The 18,992-nt window shown below is 53.6% G+C and carries 10 protein-coding genes; 3 read left to right on the top strand and 7 right to left on the bottom strand.

Annotation, left to right across the window (positions count from 1 at the left end):
- The first annotated feature begins 115 nt into the window (after positions 1–115).
- On the top strand, positions 116–874 hold the full coding sequence (locus C0039_RS04465) for an enoyl-CoA hydratase/isomerase family protein (protein WP_076000331.1): 759 nt from the start codon (positions 116–118) through the stop codon (positions 872–874).
- A gap of 6 nt (positions 875–880) precedes the next feature.
- Here the strand turns inward: C0039_RS04465 and C0039_RS04460 are convergent, their stop codons facing one another.
- The 6 genes from C0039_RS04460 to C0039_RS04435 all read right to left on the bottom strand — a co-directional run bounded on the left by C0039_RS04460 (position 881) and on the right by C0039_RS04435 (position 14,840).
- Positions 881–1,777 carry an FAD:protein FMN transferase gene (locus tag C0039_RS04460; RefSeq protein ID WP_165787035.1) on the bottom strand — a complete coding sequence of 299 codons (897 nt, stop codon included), beginning with the start codon at positions 1,775–1,777 and terminating at the stop codon, positions 881–883.
- A 95-nt stretch (positions 1,778–1,872) separates the two neighbouring features.
- On the bottom strand, positions 1,873–4,950 hold the full coding sequence (locus C0039_RS04455) for a ligand-binding sensor domain-containing protein (RefSeq protein WP_101517352.1): 3,078 nt from the start codon (positions 4,948–4,950) through the stop codon (positions 1,873–1,875).
- A gap of 21 nt (positions 4,951–4,971) precedes the next feature.
- On the bottom strand, positions 4,972–9,423 hold the full coding sequence (locus C0039_RS04450) for a hybrid sensor histidine kinase/response regulator (protein ID WP_101517351.1): 4,452 nt from the start codon (positions 9,421–9,423) through the stop codon (positions 4,972–4,974).
- 181 nt (positions 9,424–9,604) lie between these two features.
- A complete protein-coding gene (locus tag C0039_RS21015) occupies positions 9,605–10,687 on the bottom strand; it encodes a hypothetical protein (RefSeq protein ID WP_207796360.1) in 1,083 nt (360 codons plus the stop codon).
- 360 nt (positions 10,688–11,047) lie between these two features.
- Entirely contained in the window at positions 11,048–13,006 is a 1,959-nt protein-coding gene (locus C0039_RS04440) for a S8 family peptidase (RefSeq protein WP_243391550.1), read from the bottom strand.
- Between the two features lie 34 nt (positions 13,007–13,040).
- Complete coding sequence (locus C0039_RS04435; RefSeq protein ID WP_076000335.1) at positions 13,041–14,840, bottom strand: putative bifunctional diguanylate cyclase/phosphodiesterase; 1,800 nt, start codon at positions 14,838–14,840, stop codon at positions 13,041–13,043.
- Positions 14,841–14,955: 115 nt separating this feature from the next.
- On the opposite strand from C0039_RS04435, the gene C0039_RS04430 reads away from it, so the two are divergent.
- The gene (locus C0039_RS04430; RefSeq protein ID WP_133125934.1) at positions 14,956–16,206 is read left to right on the top strand and encodes a GGDEF domain-containing protein; all 1,251 of its coding nucleotides are present in this window, start codon (positions 14,956–14,958) and stop codon (positions 16,204–16,206) included.
- A 12-nt stretch (positions 16,207–16,218) separates the two neighbouring features.
- Here C0039_RS04430 and C0039_RS04425 read toward each other — a convergent pair whose 3' ends face one another.
- Complete coding sequence (locus C0039_RS04425; protein WP_101517348.1) at positions 16,219–17,928, bottom strand: putative bifunctional diguanylate cyclase/phosphodiesterase; 1,710 nt, start codon at positions 17,926–17,928, stop codon at positions 16,219–16,221.
- A 250-nt stretch (positions 17,929–18,178) separates the two neighbouring features.
- Between C0039_RS04425 and C0039_RS04420 the strand changes: the two genes are divergently transcribed.
- Positions 18,179–18,991, top strand: coding sequence for an enoyl-CoA hydratase/isomerase family protein (locus C0039_RS04420; RefSeq protein ID WP_076000338.1), 813 nt, complete (start codon positions 18,179–18,181; stop codon positions 18,989–18,991).
- Position 18,992: the final 1 nt, after the last annotated feature.

The following is an 18,992-nucleotide window of genomic DNA, read 5'->3' as shown; positions in this document are numbered from 1 at the left end:
TTTGGTGAACACCGAGTATGGGCCGGGCGCCGAAACCTGTCCAGCGCAGCCAGGCGACTGGAACACCACAGTGTGCTGTGCCAAACTCTGGCCGATTCTATAGTCAGGAAATCTCATGAGCGAAACGATTCTGTACGAGCAGGCTGGCCACGTTGGCTTGCTGACGCTGAATAATCCGGCCCGTCACAACTCACTTGGCCAGGGTGAGCTGGAAGCGATACAGGCCCATCTCGGCAAGGTACGTGAGGATGCCAATGTCAGGGTGCTGGTAGTGACCGGTGCCGGCGAGAAAACCTTCTGTGCAGGCGCCTCCCTGGGCGAGTTGGGGGCAGGCAAGATCAGCGGTGATTGCTTCCAGGCCACCACTGACCAGTTAGCCGAGCTGCCGATACCCACCATTGCCTCACTCAACGGCAATGTATTCGGCGGCGGCGTGGAATTGGCACTGTCCTGTGACTTCCGTGTGGGTGTTGAGGGCAGCCGTATGCGAGTCCCCGCTGCGGCCATAGGGCTGTGTTATCCACTGCGGGGTATCAACCGTTTTGTTGAGCGCCTGGGGGTAAACCTGGCAAAGCGTATTCTTGTAGCCTCAGAGACATTTGATGCCGAGGCAATGCTGGAGATCGGTTTTCTCGATCACCTGGTGCTCCCTGCGCAACGCGAGAAGACTACCCACGACCTCGCGCAGCACATTGCCGGGTTGGCTCCACTGGCAGTGCGCTCCATGAAAACGTTACTGCAGCAGGCCGCTGCCGGCGGGATAGACATGGAGGCAGCGGGTAAGCTGTCTGAACTGTGCCTGGCATCGGAGGATTTGCAGGAAGGGTTCAGTGCCCAGCGCGAGAAGAGAAGACCGTTATTTAAAGGCGTCTAGTATCCGCTATTTAGGGGCCAGCGGGCCATGACATTTCAGCTGCCGGTCTATTGCCATCCAGGGCAGGCCCAGGCGGTCCAGCCAGTTGACAGCCGCCTGCTCCGTTTTCAGGCGAGCGATGCTCGCCGCACTGCAGGCGTTGAGGCAGGTGTCGGCGATCACCGAAACACTGAGCATCCCGGGTACAGGAAAACCGTCCACAGGGCTCAGGCCGCGACCAAAGCTCTCTCCATCAAAGGTAATCCGGCGCTCAAAGTCGCCGCGCATGGCAAAGCCACGGTTGTTGAGCTTTACCCGGTTGATGGCCGTGCGACGGCCGTGGGGATGCCGTAAGCCGAGCAGCCAGTTAGCACCATCCGCCTGCTTGCCAATGGTGACCGCGTCGTGATCCAGCTCCAGTAGCGCATGCTCAACACCTTCCTTCACTAGCCGCTTACGCACGGTGTCCAGCGCGTAGGGGCGTATGCAACTGTTGAGGTCGATCAGCATGCCCTTCTCGGGCAGGTAGGCGCCGTCGCTGTCCAGTTGGAGCTTGTTCCAGCCCACCAGGCTGACCATTGCCTTGATTTGTTGTTCCGTGGCCTTGAGCCTGCCATTGTCGTCGTAGCAGTCCTGCAGCAGCCTGGTGGTGGGGTCGAAGAGGTGGTTGCTTTCTTTCCAGAGGGCCGCCACGAAGTCGAACAGGCTTCTGGCTTCGCTGTCGAGTTCAGTTGAAGAGCCTGTCCCCGCTGCCTGATTGACCCGGCTGATCACGCTGCCAGCGTCATAGACACTGAACTTGGCCTCTATTCGTGAGAGTTCGGTAAGCGCGAGATCAAAGAGGCGCGCTGCCTCACCGGGAGTAGCACTGACCGTTAGCTGGCAGGAACTTCCAAAGCAGTGAAGACGCTTTCTTGGCATCATCTTGGATTGTCCCTTTCTCTCTTGCGCTCGGATAACGGCCTTATAGTAGTAACACCTGCGGCCAGAGGCAACGTTCTCTGCCATACGGTGGTGCTTCAGGCAGTCTCCTCAGCCAGCGGCAGGCTCACAGAAATTGTGGTGCCCTTGCCCAGTTCGACATCAATGTTGCCATTCAGGCGCTGGGTGAGTGCGTTAACGACCATGAAACCGTGGGAGCGTGCGCTCTGCACTATCAGCCCGGGAGAAAGACCGACGCCATCGTCCTGGACTGTAATGGTGAGTACATCGGGTGCCTGGGAGATTGATGGCTTGATTTCCGCTGAGACCTGGATGAAATTGGCTGGCGATGTTTCCGGGAAACCGTGCTGCATTGCGTTATCCAACAACTCGTACAGAATGATCGCCAGGGGCGTGGCAATCTGCACCGGTATAAGCGACGAAGTTGCCAGGTTAATCGTGGTGATTGTAGCGGGGTCCACCGCTGCGCGCGGCAGCAGCAGGTTGCATAGGCCATCTACGTATTCATGGAGGTTCACCGTGAGTTCAGCGTTCTGGAAATAGTAACTCTTCTGCAGTACCTCCATGGCAGCGAGGTCACCGGGCAGGTGCTCATCACCGGACGACTTGCCGGTCACCGCGGTAAGCTGCTTGATCAGTGCTATCGTCTCGACGTTGTGGCGGTAAGCCGAGTGAACCAGCCCGTCCTGCAATTCCTGACTTTCTTGCAGTTCGTCCCGAATCGCATCCGCCAGCGCATGCATCTCATCGGCCCTGCGCTCAGCTTCCTGCCGCAACAGTTGAGCACGATACAAACGCATCACGCTCCATACGATGCACAGCGCACAAAGGACATAGAAGGCATAAGCCCACTGGGTTAGCCACCATGGAGGCAGCACCCTGACCCGCAAAGAAACCCCTTCCTCGTTCCAAACACCGGCTGCATTCGCACCCTTGGCCATGAAGGTATAGTCGCCTGCTGGCAGGCTGGTGTAGGTGGCCTTATTGTTGGTGCCGTTGTCGATCCATTCTGGGTCGAAGCCTTGGAGTTTGTATGCAAACTGATTGTGAAAGGGGTCTTTGTAGTCCAAGACATTGATAGTAAAGGTAACAGCCATACTGTCGTATGCCAGATCAATAACACTCAAAGCTCTCAGTTGCTCGAAACTAATGGGCGAGGCCTTATCAACCTGAAGGCTGGATATCAGAATTTCAGGCTGTTCCCGATCTAGGAAAACATGCCTAGGGTCGAAAGAAGTGTAGCCCTTTGTCCCCCCGAGGTAGATAACACCACTGTCTGAGTAATAGTGCGCACCAAAATTAAAGTTTAAACCATGAAGGCCCTGGGATTCACCGTAACGTTGTAGAACTCTTCCAGTGCGGTCCAATCGGAAAACGCCGTTGTTAGTTGAAGCCCAGAAATCGCCCGATTCGTCCTCCACTAACGCGTATACCGAAATATTTGGTATACCTTTATTCATTCCAAACTTTGATGCTGTGTAGTGCGACCCATCAGCTGACCTTTCCAGTAAAAGTGCTCCATGATCCTTTGTGCCAACTATGAGCGTTTCTTGGTCCACAATAGTCGTGGTGAAAAGGGTAACGCGACCCATTTTTACTGGAAAGTCGATAGACAGCTTATCAAAAGAATCTTGGTGTCGATCGAACGCGTAAATATCGCTCTCAGTGAAGGCTAAAAGCTTTCTATCTTCGCTGTAAGCAAGCCCCGTTACAGATAGCCTATCAAACGCTGAGAAATTTTCGATTGAATCGGTTTCTATTCTCCATAAGCCTTTATCGAAAGTCGCTACCCAAACACCGTCGCCCTCCGTTGCCAGTATCTTGGTTATGGAGCTGTCTTTAAGTTGAGGAATGGTATCAGGTAGAATGTTCCCAGAGCGCAGATCAAGGAATCGGACTCCATCACTCCAGGTTCCTATCCAAAGTTTGTTTTCAGCCGCTTCTAGCGTCATGATCCGATTGTCTTTTGAGACGGAATTTGGAAAAGATGTGGCTACACTCTGGTGGCCGGGTTCCTCCTGAGTGGAAACGAATAGCCCTCCAAAGGTTCCAACCCATAGATTCCCATTTGTATCTACTTCAAAGCTCATTACATCGTCGTAAACTCCACTGTTTGAAAAATATTTATTCTCAAAGGACGTTATACCGATCTGATTTAGGCCCTCATAGGTTCCGACAAAAAGCTCTTCGCCTACCTCGGCGAAAGTTGTCACATGATTATGTGAAAGTGATGAGTCTTTTGAGTAGTGAGCGAGAGGGCTCTCCATGTCTTCGCTGAACGAGAAAAGACCCGTCGTTGTCCCAACCCAGATGCGAGACTCGAAGGTAGCCAAGGCTGTAATCGGCGATTTCATGCTATACAGCGCCGTATGTGGTTCGCTTAACTGTTTTTTGCCGACATCAAACAAGTACAGGGCTCCATCATCCGCGCCCGCCAAAATCTCGGTGTCAGAATACTTGGCTATCGCGGTTATAGTTTTGTACTTTGATGAATTTGAAAGAAGCGTGACGGACTCTGAGTTGACGTCAATACTGAAAATTTTGCTTCCAGAAGTGATGATCAGAACGCCTGGTGTGAGTTCTACAAACTTAGAAGTTGGTTCAACTGGGTTTAGGGATGTGCTTCTCTCTAGCCAGTCCAGGTCCTCACCAGATGGCAAAGTGATTGCTTTTAGACCTAGCGTTGTTGCAAGCCACACCGTTCCCTGAGAATCTGCAAAAGAGCCAACAATATGCTCATGCTTTGGCTCATTGCTATTTGAGGTAAAGAGTTGTTCAAATTGCAGCGATAGTGGATTCCACTCGAGTAGGCCTGCACCGTAAGTAGCTATGTACAAGGTTTTAGATGAAGACTCAAACACCCCCCGAATGTCAGAGACAGGCAGTTTAAAACCCCCTTCGCTAGTTGATGAAAATACTTCGAAATTCTTTCCCTGAAATCGATAGAGGCCTGTTTGAGTGCCAACCCATAGGTGGCCCGCGCTATCTTGAAAAATTTCTGTTATGACCGGCGCAGCTATCTCGTATGAGATAGGGGATGGGAACAGCTTCAGCGAACTTCCTGCAAACGCCCAGTTTGTCGAAATGAGAAAAAGGAGCTGAAGAACAATGCCTGAAAAACCAGCATAATATGGCCTTACAAAGACTCTAGTCACGTTGAACTAAAAACACGCGCACTAACTGTACTTCTTTAACTCTACGCGTTGCATTTCTTGTGAAAACTCTTCCTTCGCAAGTTCCAGTTCTGAGAACATGCCGTATATTGAATCTACATCCCCCAAACGGCCAAAGCGCTCCATCTTCTCTGCTATTTTTTTAACTCTTTCCGCGCCGATATTAGCGCTCATGGACTTTATAGCGTGAGCGCTTTTAAACGAAGCTTGAGAGTCTTTTCGACTGATGTCGTCTTTCAGTTCAAGCAATTTGGTGTTGAACTGCTCTTCGTAGCCTAAGAATATTTGAGGTAGTAAGGGGTTCCCTGTTTGGCTTTCTACCTCTTGAATATTACTTATAGCAGATTGGTTGATAACTATAATTGCATCATCTCCGATTATTTCTTGCGAGCTGTCGCTAGAGGTTGCATCTTTTGGGGAAGCAGCCACCCTTTGGGGGAGGTTTTTCTCCAAGGCCGACACGATATCAGTAAGTCCAAAAGGTTTGGAGAAAAAATCGTCCATTCCTGCCGATCTACATCTGTCTGCATCATGCTTGGATGTGCCTGCAGTTAGAGCAATAATCGGTGTCCTTTGCTTGCGTGCCTGTGATTCGTAGGCGCGAATAGCTCTGGTTGCCTCAAAACCATCCATTCTGGGCATCTGGCAATCCATTAATACTATATCGAATTTATTTTTTCTGAATAGTCCCACTGCTTCAAGCCCGTCCGATGCTATCGTTATTTCGCAGCCCAGCATCTGCAGCATCTCTCTGGCAATTCTCTGATTTACTTCTACATCCTCTGCGACCAAAACGCTGGCGTGAAACTTTGGAGAATCTTCTCGTTTTTTTGTTTTTTCGATGTGGACAAGTTTTGATCCAGGAGTCTCGTTAATGTTTTCCAATAGCTCGTTCAGAGAGAGTGGTGAAACAATTTTCCTCCAATGATCGGGGCATTCATTCGAACTATTGCTGGGCAAGCTATCAACTATCAGGCCTGGTTTTGATTTTAGTTGGTTCATCTTTTCTTGTATGAAGGGCTGAGTTCGCAGCCAAGCTCCGTTGACCACGATCAGGTCTGCGTTGGACCGAGCTCTTCCAATATCATTGCTTACCTCGCACTCGAAACCGGCTCTGGTTAAATGGGATGTGAGCATTTCAGAGTGAAGTGAGCTGTCGGAGAGAACGATTGCCGATCCGTTTTTTATTGCTCTTGTCGATAAGCGGGTTTCTCCAATAGGCAAGTCTAGTTCTACGGTGATAGTTGTCCCTTTGTCGACTTCGGATTCTACAGAAAGGGTGCCGCCCATCATTTCAATGAATTTTTTTGATATAGATAGGCCAAGGCCTGTCCCCCCGTACTGGCGAGTAGTGCTAGCATCTGCTTGGGTGAAAGCGTCAAAAACTCGCTCTTGCGTATCTTCGTCCATTCCTATTCCGCTATCTTTTACTGACAATGCGAGCTTGTAGTTTCTCGCTTCTTCATCTTTCTCAAGCAAGTTTATCTTCACGACAATTGCGCCCTGGTGAGTGAACTTGATCGAATTGCTCACTAGGTTCATAAGGATCTGCCGAATCTTATTTGGATCTCCGATCGTCTCAAACTTTATTTCCGGTGCGGTAATATTAGCGAGCTCAATTTCCTTTCGGTGAGCGGGTTCGCTTTGGAGGTAACAAACCTGATCTATAAGGTCCAATAGATCGAAACTCACATTCTCGACTTCGACTTTAGACGCCTCAATTTTTGAGAAATCAAGAACGTCATTGATAATGGACAAAAGCGAAACACCACTACTGTGCGCTGCCTCTGCAAATCTTCGCTGCTCCGATTCCAGGTCGGTATGCAGCAGGAGCTCAGTCATTCCTATCATTCCATGCATAGGTGTCCGAATTTCGTGACTCATCGTGGCAAGGAACTCGGATTTGGCCTTGTTTGCTTTTTCTGCAGTTTGTCGAGCTATTTCTAAATCGGAGGTTCGTTCCTCAACCTTTTGTTCTAGCTCCTTTTGCCTGAGATACGCCAGTTCTGTTTCCTTGCGTTGCCGCCGTATCATTATCATGATTATAGCTACTGCGGTGGAGGCATAAAGAGCGTACGCGTAACCGCTAAGCCACGGTGGCGGTGCTACAGATATTGGAAGTGATATAGCCTCCCAGTTCCAGCTACCGTCAGGCGTTGCCGCGGCCATTTTTAATTCATATTGACCAGGTGGAAGGGTGGTGAATGATGCGACTCTTGAGTCGGTTGATATCACCCACTCCGAGTTTATTCCTTCTAGCTTGTAGGCATACTGAAGTGACTCGGGTTCAGTATAGTTGGCTGCAAATACCTCCACTGAAAACATTTTGTCTTCGTGGCCTAGTTCGATGTGATCTAACCTATCGTATGGTTCTTCAAATATTATTTTCTCATTCATGATTTTAATTGAATGAATGCTTACTTGTGGAGGCGCTGAAGCGCCTCCAGCTTTTCTAGGGTCCACTGTGTTGTACCCGCGTATTCCCCCAAAATACAGAATGCCATCTCTCGCCCTAAGAGAGGCACCCATATTGAATTCTAGCCCCTGTAGGCCGTCGCGCGCGCCGTAATGGACGACACTTTCGAGTTTATTGTCTACTCTTGATATGCCCCTATTGTGAGACAGCCATAGATTTCCCCTGTCATCATTTTGAATCCCATATATGTTTGAGCTAGGCAAGGTGACAAACTCTGAGAGTTGCCGGAAGTTGACTTTCAGTTTTTTTCTGTCTTCAATTGGCCAGCCAGTTAAGCCACCACCTGCGCTGCCAAGCCAAAGTGTTCCGTCTAGACCTTCATGAATCGCCCATACGATGCTTTTAAGTGTGTCCGTTTTGATTCCTGGACCAGTTACTCGAGAAAATGTTCGTCTTTTGAGGTCTAGTTTGTTAAGCCCTGATTCTGTTCCAACCCACACGTAGCCCAAAGAGTCTTCATGCAATGCAAGCACATTGTTGTTGCTTATGCTTAGTGGGTCGAGAGGATCGTTTTTGAAGGAGATGAACGAGTCGCTGGCCTCGTCATATAGATTGAGCCCGCCACCATAGGTGCCTGCTAATACTTCCCCTGTGGAGGTTTTTAAGAGTGAAGTTATTCCATCGTCACCAATCGAGCGGGGATCACTAGCAGAATGTCGGAAAGTTTTTACTCTGTTGTTGCTGAGGTCGAGTAGGTTCAGGCCAGCGTTAAAAGTACCAACCCATAAATGATCGTTATCCGCGAGCAGGCTCATTACAACATTGCTAGATATTCCAGGGTCAGTGTATTGATTTATCCATTCGAAGTGCTCCTCTCCAGGTCGTAGGCGATTTAGCCCATCATCTGTGCCGACCCATAGGCTGCCATCCTTTGTTTCGCTAAAGGTGTTGATTGAGTCGTTGGATAGTCCGCTGTTAGTGATATCAAACTTGGAAAATTGTGTGTGCCTTCCCGAACTCAATCCATAGTGCGTACCAACCCAGTAGACCCCTTCTCTTGACTGATAAATGCTTAGGATAAGATCACCTGGCAGGCCGGAGCTATCTGTGTTGTATCGTGCGAAGCTCCTGGTCGACTCTAAAAGTAAATTCAGGCCTTCGTGGGTGCCTACCCATACATGACCATCGCTATCTTGATAAATAGAGGCGACATTGTTAGACGAAAGAGAAGACCGATCGTTTACCTTATGAACGAACTGTTCTTTTTCATTGGTTTCAGTGTCAAAGAGAAGTACGCCGTGACCTGCTGTTGCAATCCATAGCTGCATTGATGAAGCTAGTAGCCTTTTTAGTCGTATTTTACTTCCAGTTTCGTCGACTATACCGATCGGAACTCTTGATGGCTCAAGAGTGCGAATATCTATTTTTACTAGCCCTGAATTACTTGTTATCGCCCAAATTGTGCCATCAGCGGTCTCACTGAACTCGACGATATCACCCACTTGGAGTTCGTCCTCAGTATCCGATTGGTAGTGCCTGTATTCGAGATTTGCCGGGTCGAAAATGCTGAATCCGTTTCGATAGCCTAGCCATAAATGGCCGGTCGAATCATAAAAGAGAGTCGTAATGTAGTTGGAGAGTGGTGAGTTGCGGTTATTTACATCGGCTGAAAAATGCTCGAAGTTCTCAAGTCGTCTGTCATAGCGGTTGAGCCCTCCACCGGCCGTGGCTACCCATAAGTTGCCGTCGCTGTCCTCTGCAATTCTTGTTGCTATGTTGCTCGATATCGTTCCTGGATCAGTGGGCGAGTGTATATAGTGCTTGAGGTATTTTCCCGTATATTTCCCCAGTCCCTCTTGAGTTACGAACCAAAGCGCCCCTGTTGAATCTTGGAAGGTTTGGAGTACGCTTTGCTGAGTTAGTTCTTCTGATAATGGCGAGTGGAGAAAGGTCACGCTGATATCGTCAGCTGGCTCTGCGGAAGAGAGGGCTGAGAAGATCGCGAGTGCGATGATTAAGCTTAGTGATCCTTTTTTCATAGCCAAAAGAAGGTCCCAGGGTGCCAGGGTCTTTCCGAAAGGCTAGGGTAGCTCAGTTTGTAGGAGTTAGAGAAGGTTGAACGAGCGAAAACCAGAAAATAAAAAAGGCGTAAACTTCTTGCCCAGAAGGCGGATTCAAGAAGTTACGCCTGTTAAATCTATTGCTTGAGGGAGTCAGGCTTTACCGAACGCCCCAGCGGTAACCGGACTGGTCAGCGAAAGAGCGGACACCCCAGCGGTAGCCGGACTGGTCAGCGAAAGAGCGGACACCCCAGCGGTAGCCGGACTGGTCAGCGAATGAGCGAATTCCCCAGCGGTAACCGGACTGGTCAGCGAAAGAGCGAACTCCCCAGCGGTAACCGGACTGGTCAGCGAAAGAGCGAACTCCCCAGCGGTAGCCGGACTGTTCCGCGAAAGAGCGGACTCCCCAGCGGTAGCCGGACTGGTCAGCGAAAGAGCGAACTCCCCCGCGGTAGCCGGACTGGTCAGCGAACGAGCGAACTCCCCAGCGGTAGCCGGACTGTTCCGCGAAAGAGCGGACTCCCCAGCGGTAGCCGGACTGGTCAGCGAAAGAGCGGACTCCCCAGCGGTAGCCGGACTGGTCAGCGAATGAGCGAATTCCCCAGCGGTATCCGGACTGGTCAGCGAAAGAGCGAACTCCCCAGCGGTAACCGGACTGGTCAGCGAAAGAGCGAACTCCCCAGCGGTAGCCGGACTGGTCAGCGAAAGAGCGGACTCCCCAGCGGTAGCCGGACTGGTCAGCGAAAGAGCGGACTCCCCAGCGGTAGCCGGACTGGTCAGCGAAAGAGCGGACTCCCCAGCGGTAGCCGGACTGGTCAGCGAAAGAGCGAACTCCCCAGCGGTAGCCGGACTGGTCAGCGAAGGAACGGATCCCCCAACGGTAACCAGACTGCTCAGAAAAACTCATGCTACCCCACTGATAACTGGTGTTGTCAGCATATGACTCTGTCTCAGCCTGGGTATCAGCGTTCCCCCACTTGTATCCGGCGCGAACGGGCGCATTGTCAGCCCAGTTTGTGGTGCTCGAGGAGGTTTGTGGGCTTTTGCCCCACTTGTAACCAGCGGTGCCACTTCGTGTGTAGGACTGGGCGTCCGCCAGAGAATGACTAACTGTGTGAACAAGTCTTGCGTCGACGTTGTTCGCTGATGTTTGGGTTGCTCCAGCCAGGGCAAGAGAAGGATTCAGCAGCGCCATTGTCAGGCCACCGAGGGTTGCAAGCTTTGCTACGTTATAAGTATTCATATCGTTGTCCGCCTTCAAAAAAATTCTTTGTGCTGCCGTTTAATGTCACTTGGTGTGACGCGCTTAAAAGTTTGGTGATCCCTACTGAGATCCAGTTCGCATCTTCTTGATTGGACGCTTGACTTTATTAAACGGGCGGAATTGATGAAGTAGAAGGGATGTACATAACCAGTTTGGGTTACTGGTTTGGGGTCGTGCGGTCAGGGATGGTGTTTATAGCAGCGAGAATTGCATAACTGCCCGGGGTGATTACGCGCAGTTGAGGTCGTTTCTCTGCGCAAGGCCAATGCCCTGAGCAGGGTCAATGGATTTCGGAGAGGCTTTAACCGTATATATAGTAGGGGATTTGCGGATCAGGAGCTAGTCTGGTTTGGAAAGTTCTTCAATTTTCTGTCGCTCCAGCTCATACATTTCCTGCCACGGAAACGGATGATTCAAGGGAGGCCGGTAGCTCTCGGGGAGACGTTCGATGTGGCCTTTCACACCCCACACCCTGTCTTCACTGTATCCCTTTTCTGTCGCCTCTGTAGCAAGCATGTCTGCCAGCCCGGGCAGGCTGATGTTGCCCTGCGAGTCGATGATTGCGGGGCCCTCGAAGTGTTCCTGCAGGGCCATGTCCCGACTCAGGTCAAGTTGTTGATTGCCGCAGCCACGCTCTCCCAGGGTGATGGCTCGTGACAGGTTGACGTAACCTTGCCCCTGCGTAAACGGGCTGTATGCCAGCAGGCCATCAGCATTGATGGCGGGTTCCGCCGTACCCAGCAGCTTGCACTTTACGTCGTCAGGGCTGAGCTCCGGTTCAAGTTGCAACAGCAGGGCGACCAGGCCAGACACAACTGCCGCAGCTTGTGATGAGCCGGTCATGACGAACTCCCCTCCTGGAAGTGCGTATTCCGGGTTGTCCCGGGTCAAGCTGGATCCGGGTCGGGTGATGCCGGTGATGTGTCCGCCGGGCGCCACGATATCGGGTTTGATATGTGCGGCTGGCGTTGGCCCGCGTGAAGAAAAATCGGGAATGTAGTCATCTTCCCTGGTATCCGCGGTCCACGAGTCAGTGACAGCACCCACGGTAATGATATAGGGCAGATTACCGGGAGAGCCGACTGTCATATTCTCTGGCCCCTCGTTACCGGCCGCGGCAATTACCGTTATGCCGGCAGCCCAGGCTCGCATGACTGCCTGGTTTATCGGGTCCAGGTAGTATGGCCATCGGGGTCTCGCCGCGAAAGAAAGGTTGAGCACGCGTATCTGGTATTTCTCCCGGTTGTCGACCGCCCACTGCAGGCCGCGCACGATGTCCAGCATGCCGCCCTGGCCGGTCTCGTTAAACGCTTTGATTGCGACGATGCTGCTGTCGGGTGCTATGCCCTTGTACCCGCCGGAAGCCTTGCCCTGTCTGAAGGTTTGCTCGCTGTGCGCGATCACGCTGGTGAGGTGTGTGCCGTGGCCGCTCTCGTCGAAAACGCCTTCATGCTCGCTGTCGCCGATGGCGTCATAGCGGGCCAGTACCCGGTTCTTGCCCGTGCTGTCCAGGGTCAGCGCAGGATGGTCCCAGAGGCCTGAGTCCAGCACCGCCACCGTGACGCCGCCACCTTTTACACCATGAATGTGCAACTGTTCTGCGCCAGTGACCGTGCTGTAGTAAAAGTCTGTGTTGTTTTCCGGATACCCGGGGAGCAGCTTCGTTTGGCACTCCGCGCCGAAGTGCGCGACAACGTGATAGTCGCTTTGCAGAGGCGTATCGGCGACGGGGCTGGTAAATCGCACATCCAGCGCCTGGCGGTTGTTCAATCCTGGAGCGCTCTCGGGCTGTAATTTGATGTGAGCATTTTGCGCAGCCTGCGTTTCCCATGCGGAGGATGGCAGTACTTTTTCACCCAGGCGGATGCTGCGGATAGCGCCCAGGGCTTCGGGCCAGCTGATTTCCAGCTCTGTCAGTTGCGCCGCGTGGTCTCCCTTGTTGTAGAGGTACCACTCAAAACCGTCATTGCCGCGCACAATTTCTACAGAGCCTGCCACATCGCAGGTGTCAGCCGGTTCCTCGGGTCCATCGGGCTGGTCGTTCAGGGCGAGATCGTCGATATGGCGCTGCACGTCGTCGGAAGCCAGCACAGCGTCGAGTTGAGCGCGGGTCAATTCGGCGCCCACCGCGTTGATGATGGGCAGGTAGTGGGTAAGTTTGCCGCCGTGTGTTTCTGCGAGAGAGCGCATACTGGCAGCGGAGTCACCCTGTAGCATCACGTGCAGGAGTGGCTCGTCATCCGCCATAGGCCTGAGGCTGGTGAGCAGGATTACCCCGAATAGAGCAATATGAAACAAGGCCCTCATATTTCGGCGACCGATGAGACTGCGATCATTCGATCTGCAAGTCCTTGCTGAAATTGTGCCGCAGCATGTCGGGCACGTCCTCTGGATAGAGTGGATGAGAGAAATAGTAACCCTGCAGCAGGTCGCAGCCTCGTGCCACCAGGTATTCGAGCTGCTCCTTGTCCTCAATGCCCTCAGCAATCACACGCAGGTTGAGAGTCTTGGACAGCGCAACGATGGCATCGACGATGGCGGCGCCGTCGGGCCGGTAAAGGTCGGCCACAAAGCTCTGGTCGATCTTGAGTGTGTCAATTGGAAAGCGTTTCAGGTAACTCAGCGATGAATAGCCGGTGCCGAAGTCATCTACGGCCAGTTCTACACCGAGTTTTTTGAGCAGGCTGAGCTTTTCGATGTTGGTCTGGGCATCGGTCATAATCGCGCTTTCGGTCAGTTCCAGCTCCAGTCGTTGCGGATCAAGCCCGGAGCGCTCCAGGAAGCCCGCGATCCACTGTGGCAGGTTGCTCTGGTTGAACTGCAGTGGTGAGATGTTGACGCAAACTCGAAAGGACTGCAGGCCGATTGCGTCCCAGTATTGGCAGTGACGCGCAACCTCACCCATCACCCATTCGCCCAGCTCGATGATCTGGCCGGTGCGTTCAGCAACAGGTATAAACTCCAGTGGTGACACCATGCCGCGCTGCGGATGCTTCCAGCGTACCAGTGCCTCCATGCTCACAACTTCGCCAGTGCGCGTATCGACCTGCGGTTGATAGCGCAGCTCCAGTTCGTCATTGCGCATGGCGTCACGCAGCTCTTCTTCCATCTTCAGTTGTTCGACGGCGCGGGCATTCATGTCCTCGTCGTAAAAGCGGTAGCAGGCACGCCCGCTGGCTTTGGCGGCATACATTGCGGTATCCGCATTGCGTACAAGCGTGTCCGGGTCCTCTCCATCCTGTGGATACAGGGCAATACCCAGGCTGGGCGTCACCACCGGATTGTGCGACTGCAGCGGTATCGGTTCGGACAGTGTGTCCAGTAAGCGCTTGGCCACGCGCTCCACCTGCATCGCATCGGTGATGTCTGAAAGCACAACGGTGAATTCATCGCCACCCAGTCGGGCTATCTCCGTGCCGGCGTCTGTAGCCTCGTCCTCGGCGTTGTTGTCGGTGTAATAATTGATGGCGTCGTCTTCGCGCAGTTCCACGGTCAGGCGCTTGGCGATTTCTACCAGCAGGCGGTCGCCGCGTCCATGGCCGATAGAATCATTAATGCGTTTGAAATGATCCAGGTCGATAAATAACAGCGCGGCGTTGGTCTTGTGGCGACGGCAGCGTTTCAGTATGCGGTTGAGCTGCTCATTAAAACTGCGCCGGTTCGGTAGGCTGGTCAATGGATCGTAGTAGGCCAGGTAGCGAAGGCGATCCTCCTGGCGCTTCAGTGCATTAAATGCATCCGAGGCGCGCAGCATGTACAGCACGTCTCTGCCCAGTAATGACCAATTGACCGGCTTGGTTTTGTACTGGGTCGCACCGGCCTCAAAGCCGTCGTCGATGGACTGGCGATCATCTGACCCGGTAACAATCATGATGGGAATAGACTCGCCCTGGGGCAATTGCCGTAACCGCTGGCAAACCTCAAGGCCTGTCATTCCCGGCATTTCCACGTCAAGAAATACCAGGTCTGGCCGTTCGCGGATGAATACATCGATGGCTTCGGCGCCGTCAGCCGCTTCCACTACCACCATGTCTTCGGCTTCCAGGCACTGCCGGGTGAGCAGACGGACATTGAAGTCGTCATCGCAAACGAGAATCTTGGGCCGATGGTGTCGTCGGTCTTCGCTGGACATGAGAAATGGAGTAATGCTGTTATGAGAGTTCTAGGCTATCATCACTCGAACTTCCCGCCTAGCAGGAATAGGTCAAACCGGCAGATTGCTTGGCAGGGGACGTGGAATTGTCGAATTGGGGCGAGCGAAAGGCGTGATGCATCTTCACTGGGCAGCGCTGGTCAGGCTGTTGGCACCGACGTTAATCGTCGGCGCAGCGTTGATTGCGCGGGAATATATGCCTGATCTGGGTGGTGACGCCCGGGTTATACTCGTCAATCTCCCGTATTTGATCGCCGTGGGCTGCGTCGTCATGGCGTACCAGTTCCGCCGCCTGCGCCTGATGCTCGCTACCCTGGGCATCACTGCGCTCTACTGGTTGATCCAGACCCATTTGCAGGTCAGCCTGGCGCAGCCGGATGCGGCGAGGTTGTTCCTGGTGGCGAGCCTGGCCTTGCCGCTCCTGTCCCTCTACCTTTTATTGATACCTGAGCGCGGTATGTTCAATACCTTCGGCCTGTTGTTTACCGTTGTTTTTCTGGGTATTGCCGGTATCTGTTTTCCATTGGCCGACGTTCTTGTCGAGGCTGCAACCACTGGCGATAGCGCCTTTTCCGCGCGTCCCCTGGAGGGCTATGTTCTTTCTGTGGGCGCGAGCAAGCTGGCGCTGGCCGTCGCCATTGTCGGCCTGGGCCTGGTGGTGATGCGCAATACCGTTGCAGAGAGCGTTTTGCTGGGTGTGCTGGCCTCGGGGTTCTTCTCTCTGGCACTGTTACATTTGGAGGACATCTCCGCTGCCATGGGTATAGCCGGGGGGCTCTGCCTGGTATGGGGCCTGTTGCGCAGCTCCTATGCGATGGCCTATCGCGATGAACTCACTGGCCTGCTCAGTCGTCGGGCGTTGAACGAGCGACTCAATACGCTGGGTCGTCGCTACAGTATCGCCATGCTCGACGTCGATCATTTCAAGCGCTTCAACGACAAGCATGGGCACGACGTGGGTGATGAGGTATTGAAGCTGGTCGCTTCCAGGGTGAACCAGGTGGGTAACGGTGGCATTGCCTATCGCTATGGTGGCGAGGAGTTCTGCATCATCTTTCCGCGCAGGTCTTCGGAAGATTGTGCTGCTGCACTGGATGACGTGCGCGCGCGTATAGCGGATTACAAGATGTCCATACGTGACCGTCGCAGTCGGCCGCAACGTTCAAAGGACGGTGCGCGAAGGCGTGGGGCTACCAGAGTCGGTACCGACGAGGTCTCGGTTACCATCAGTGCCGGGGTGGCAGCGCGAGATGAGGATTGCCCGGACCCGGAAGCGGTCATACTCGCCGCAGACAGCAAGCTCTATAAAGCCAAGAAGACGGGCAGGAATCGCGTTATTTTCTAGGGCGCGGTGGCGTCAGGAGAACAGGGGGTCGCGGCGTTTCTGGTTCAATTCGCGAACGAAGCGCGGGAGTTGCTGCAGGGGTATTGCGGGGCTGTAATAGAAGCCCTGTACCTGCTGACATTGTTGGCCGCGAAGGTATTCAATCTGCTCGTAGGTTTCGGCACCCTCAGCCACGACCACCATGCCCAACCGGCGGGCCATCTCGATGATCATCGTGCAAACCGCTTCCTGGTGTGGATTGGCGGGCAGTTCCCTGACGAAGCAGGCGTCTATTTTCAGCGCAGAAATGGGCAGCTCGGTCAGGTGTGATAGCTGAGAGAAGCCAGTACCAAAGTCATCCAGCGAAAACGAGATGCCCAATAAACGCAGTTGCTCCATGCGTTGTTTGACCTGTTCCGGGCAGCTCAAAATGGTTGTTTCGGTCAACTCGAACTCTATCTGCGCCGCGTTGGTGCCACAGCGGGTGATTATGTCCTTAACAATGTCTACGAAGCGGTCATCCTGGAACTGGCTGAAAGAGATATTCACGGCAACGTCCACGTCGCGAAAGCCCTGTTCCTCTATCCATACCTGTGCGGAACAGGCGTGCTGAATGACCTGGTAGCCAATGGTGCGCATAAGACCCATGTCTTCACAGGCCGCGATGAACTCGCCGGGTAATACCATGCCGCGCTCGGGGTGATTCCAGCGCAGCAGGGCTTCCAGCCCCACCAGTTCACCCGTGGCCAGGTCGATCCTGGGCTGATAATGCAGCTCAAACTGATTTTTGCGTACTGCTGTGCGCAATTCCGCTGCCAGGGATGTGGCGCCGCCGTGATCAAACGACAACTGTTCACTGTAGCGCACAAACTTGCTGCCGGTGATGGCCTTCGCCTGCTGCATGGCAGAGCGAGCGAAATCGACCAGGTCTGAAAACTCAGTGCCGTCGTCAGGATAGATAGCCGCGCCGATACTGGCATCAATAGAAGCTTGTTGCTCGCTGAGAATCATTGGCGCGGTAATCGACTTGAGCATCTTCCCGGCGATCATCTCCACGTCCTTAAAGCTGCTGACGTCTTCCAGTACGATGGCGAACTCGTCACCGCCAATGCGCGCGATGCTGTCTGTGCTGCGCAGTTTGTTAATCAGTCGACGAGAGATGGTTTTAATCAGCAGGTCGCCATCGGCTTCACCGTAGTGGTCGTTGACCTGCGAGAACTGGTCCATGTTGATATACAGTAAAGCGGTGTTAAAACCGTAGCGTTCGCTGCGCTCCATGGCGCGCTCCATATGCGCCCTGAATCCCACCCGGTTGAGTGCGCCGGTGAGCGTGTCGCGATTCGATAGCTGCTGTATGCGGTCACGCGCTGCCTTAAGCTGAATCCCGTAGTCCAGTACGCGATGCACCAGGCCATCCTGTAACTGGCTACGCAGCAGGTAGTCCTGTGCGCCGAGTTCGCGCAGTTGCTCGGAGCGGTTCTCATCTGCGTCATCCAGCAGCAGAATAATGGGCACCGTTGCCTCATTCTTCTCTGCAAGCCGCAGCAGGTATTCTGTTTCCGGGCCAAAGGCCATGATGACTGTGTCGATCAGGGGGTCCAGCAGGGCTTCCAGCGGACGCTCCATGGAGGCGATTGTGGCCAGTTTGAAGCGGTCAGGCACGGCGCGGCCGAGGCAGTCAGACAGGATCAAATGATCTGAATTGCTCTCTGAAATGATAAGAACCGTGTGTTGTTGCACCATTTACCTCTGCTGCACGCCGGGCCCGGTGGCCTAGTGGCGAAGTACTGATTAGTCTCGCGCTCGAGCTAATTCTTTATATAACATGAGGTTATACGGAATAATTCAATGAAATTCTACTCATAGTTTATTGAAAATTACCACTCGAGCGCGCAATGAGCAGTTGTGTCGGTCATTCATGGCCCCGACAGGCATTGGATGGACGGCAGGTTGTACTATGGTTGTTGGCCAGGTCAGTAGCAGGAACAAGGATATGGCAGAGGAAGTGTTGGTTGAGGCTTATGGCCCCGTCGCCGTTATCACGCTCAATCGTCCGCAGGCGCACAACAGTCTGTCGCCGGGAATTATCCAGGGTCTTGGCGAGGCGTATCAACGCTGCGATACCGACGATAGCGTGCGCGCCGTGGTTCTCACCGGCGCCGGAAAGAGTTTCTGTGCGGGTGCGGATATGAGTGCGGGCGCGCAGACATTTGATGGCGAGGCGGTGAGTGTAGAGGTGGACTCCTGTCCGCTTGCGATGCAGGCGTTTGAGGTGCGCAAACCGGTCATTGCCGCCTGCAGCGGCCATGCCGTGGGTGCAGGTCTGGGTATCGCCATGCAGACAGATATCCGGGTTTTTGCTGACGAGTGCAAGTACGGTTTTTTGCAATCTCGCCGGGGAGTGGTCACCGATTTTGCCATGGAGTTTATCCTGCCACGGGTAGTGGGCATGGAGAAGGCGCTGGAGCTGTTAATGCGCGGGCAGCGCCTCAGTGGGCAGGAGGCGGTTGCGTGGGGACTGGCGGGGCGCAGTGTCCCGGCGGCGGAGGTGTTGGCAACGGCCCTGGAGATTGCCCGTGATATCGCGGTGAATTCGGCACCAATGGCGGTGGCCATGCACAAGCGCCTGCTCTGGCAGGGGCTGCATATGACGTATAACGGCCTGGCTGAAAAAGAGAGCCGGGCACTGAACTTTACCATGAGTAAACCCGACGCCATTGAGGGAGGCATGGCCTGGTTCGAGCGGCGCGAGCCGGTCTGGCAGGGTAGTCTGGCAGAGGACTGGCCTGCCTGGATGGATGAATAAA

Source organism: Pseudohalioglobus lutimaris (assembly GCF_002866825.1).
GTDB classification, from domain to species: domain Bacteria; phylum Pseudomonadota; class Gammaproteobacteria; order Pseudomonadales; family Halieaceae; genus Halioglobus; species Halioglobus lutimaris.
Note: the sequence above shows the minus strand (reverse complement) of the source record. Positions and strands in the feature narration are given on the sequence as shown.

Coding starts and splice junctions, on each gene's coding strand:
- C0039_RS04420 (WP_076000338.1), top strand. CDS start 18,179: ATGGCAGAGGAAGTGTTGGTTGAGGCTTATGGCCCCGTCGCCGTTATC.
- C0039_RS04460 (WP_165787035.1), bottom strand. CDS start 1,777: ATGATGCCAAGAAAGCGTCTTCACTGCTTTGGAAGTTCCTGCCAGCTA.
- C0039_RS04435 (WP_076000335.1), bottom strand. CDS start 14,840: ATGTCCAGCGAAGACCGACGACACCATCGGCCCAAGATTCTCGTTTGC.
- C0039_RS04450 (WP_101517351.1), bottom strand. CDS start 9,423: ATGAAAAAAGGATCACTAAGCTTAATCATCGCACTCGCGATCTTCTCA.
- C0039_RS21015 (WP_207796360.1), bottom strand. CDS start 10,687: ATGAATACTTATAACGTAGCAAAGCTTGCAACCCTCGGTGGCCTGACA.
- C0039_RS04465 (WP_076000331.1), top strand. CDS start 116: ATGAGCGAAACGATTCTGTACGAGCAGGCTGGCCACGTTGGCTTGCTG.
- C0039_RS04425 (WP_101517348.1), bottom strand. CDS start 17,928: ATGGTGCAACAACACACGGTTCTTATCATTTCAGAGAGCAATTCAGAT.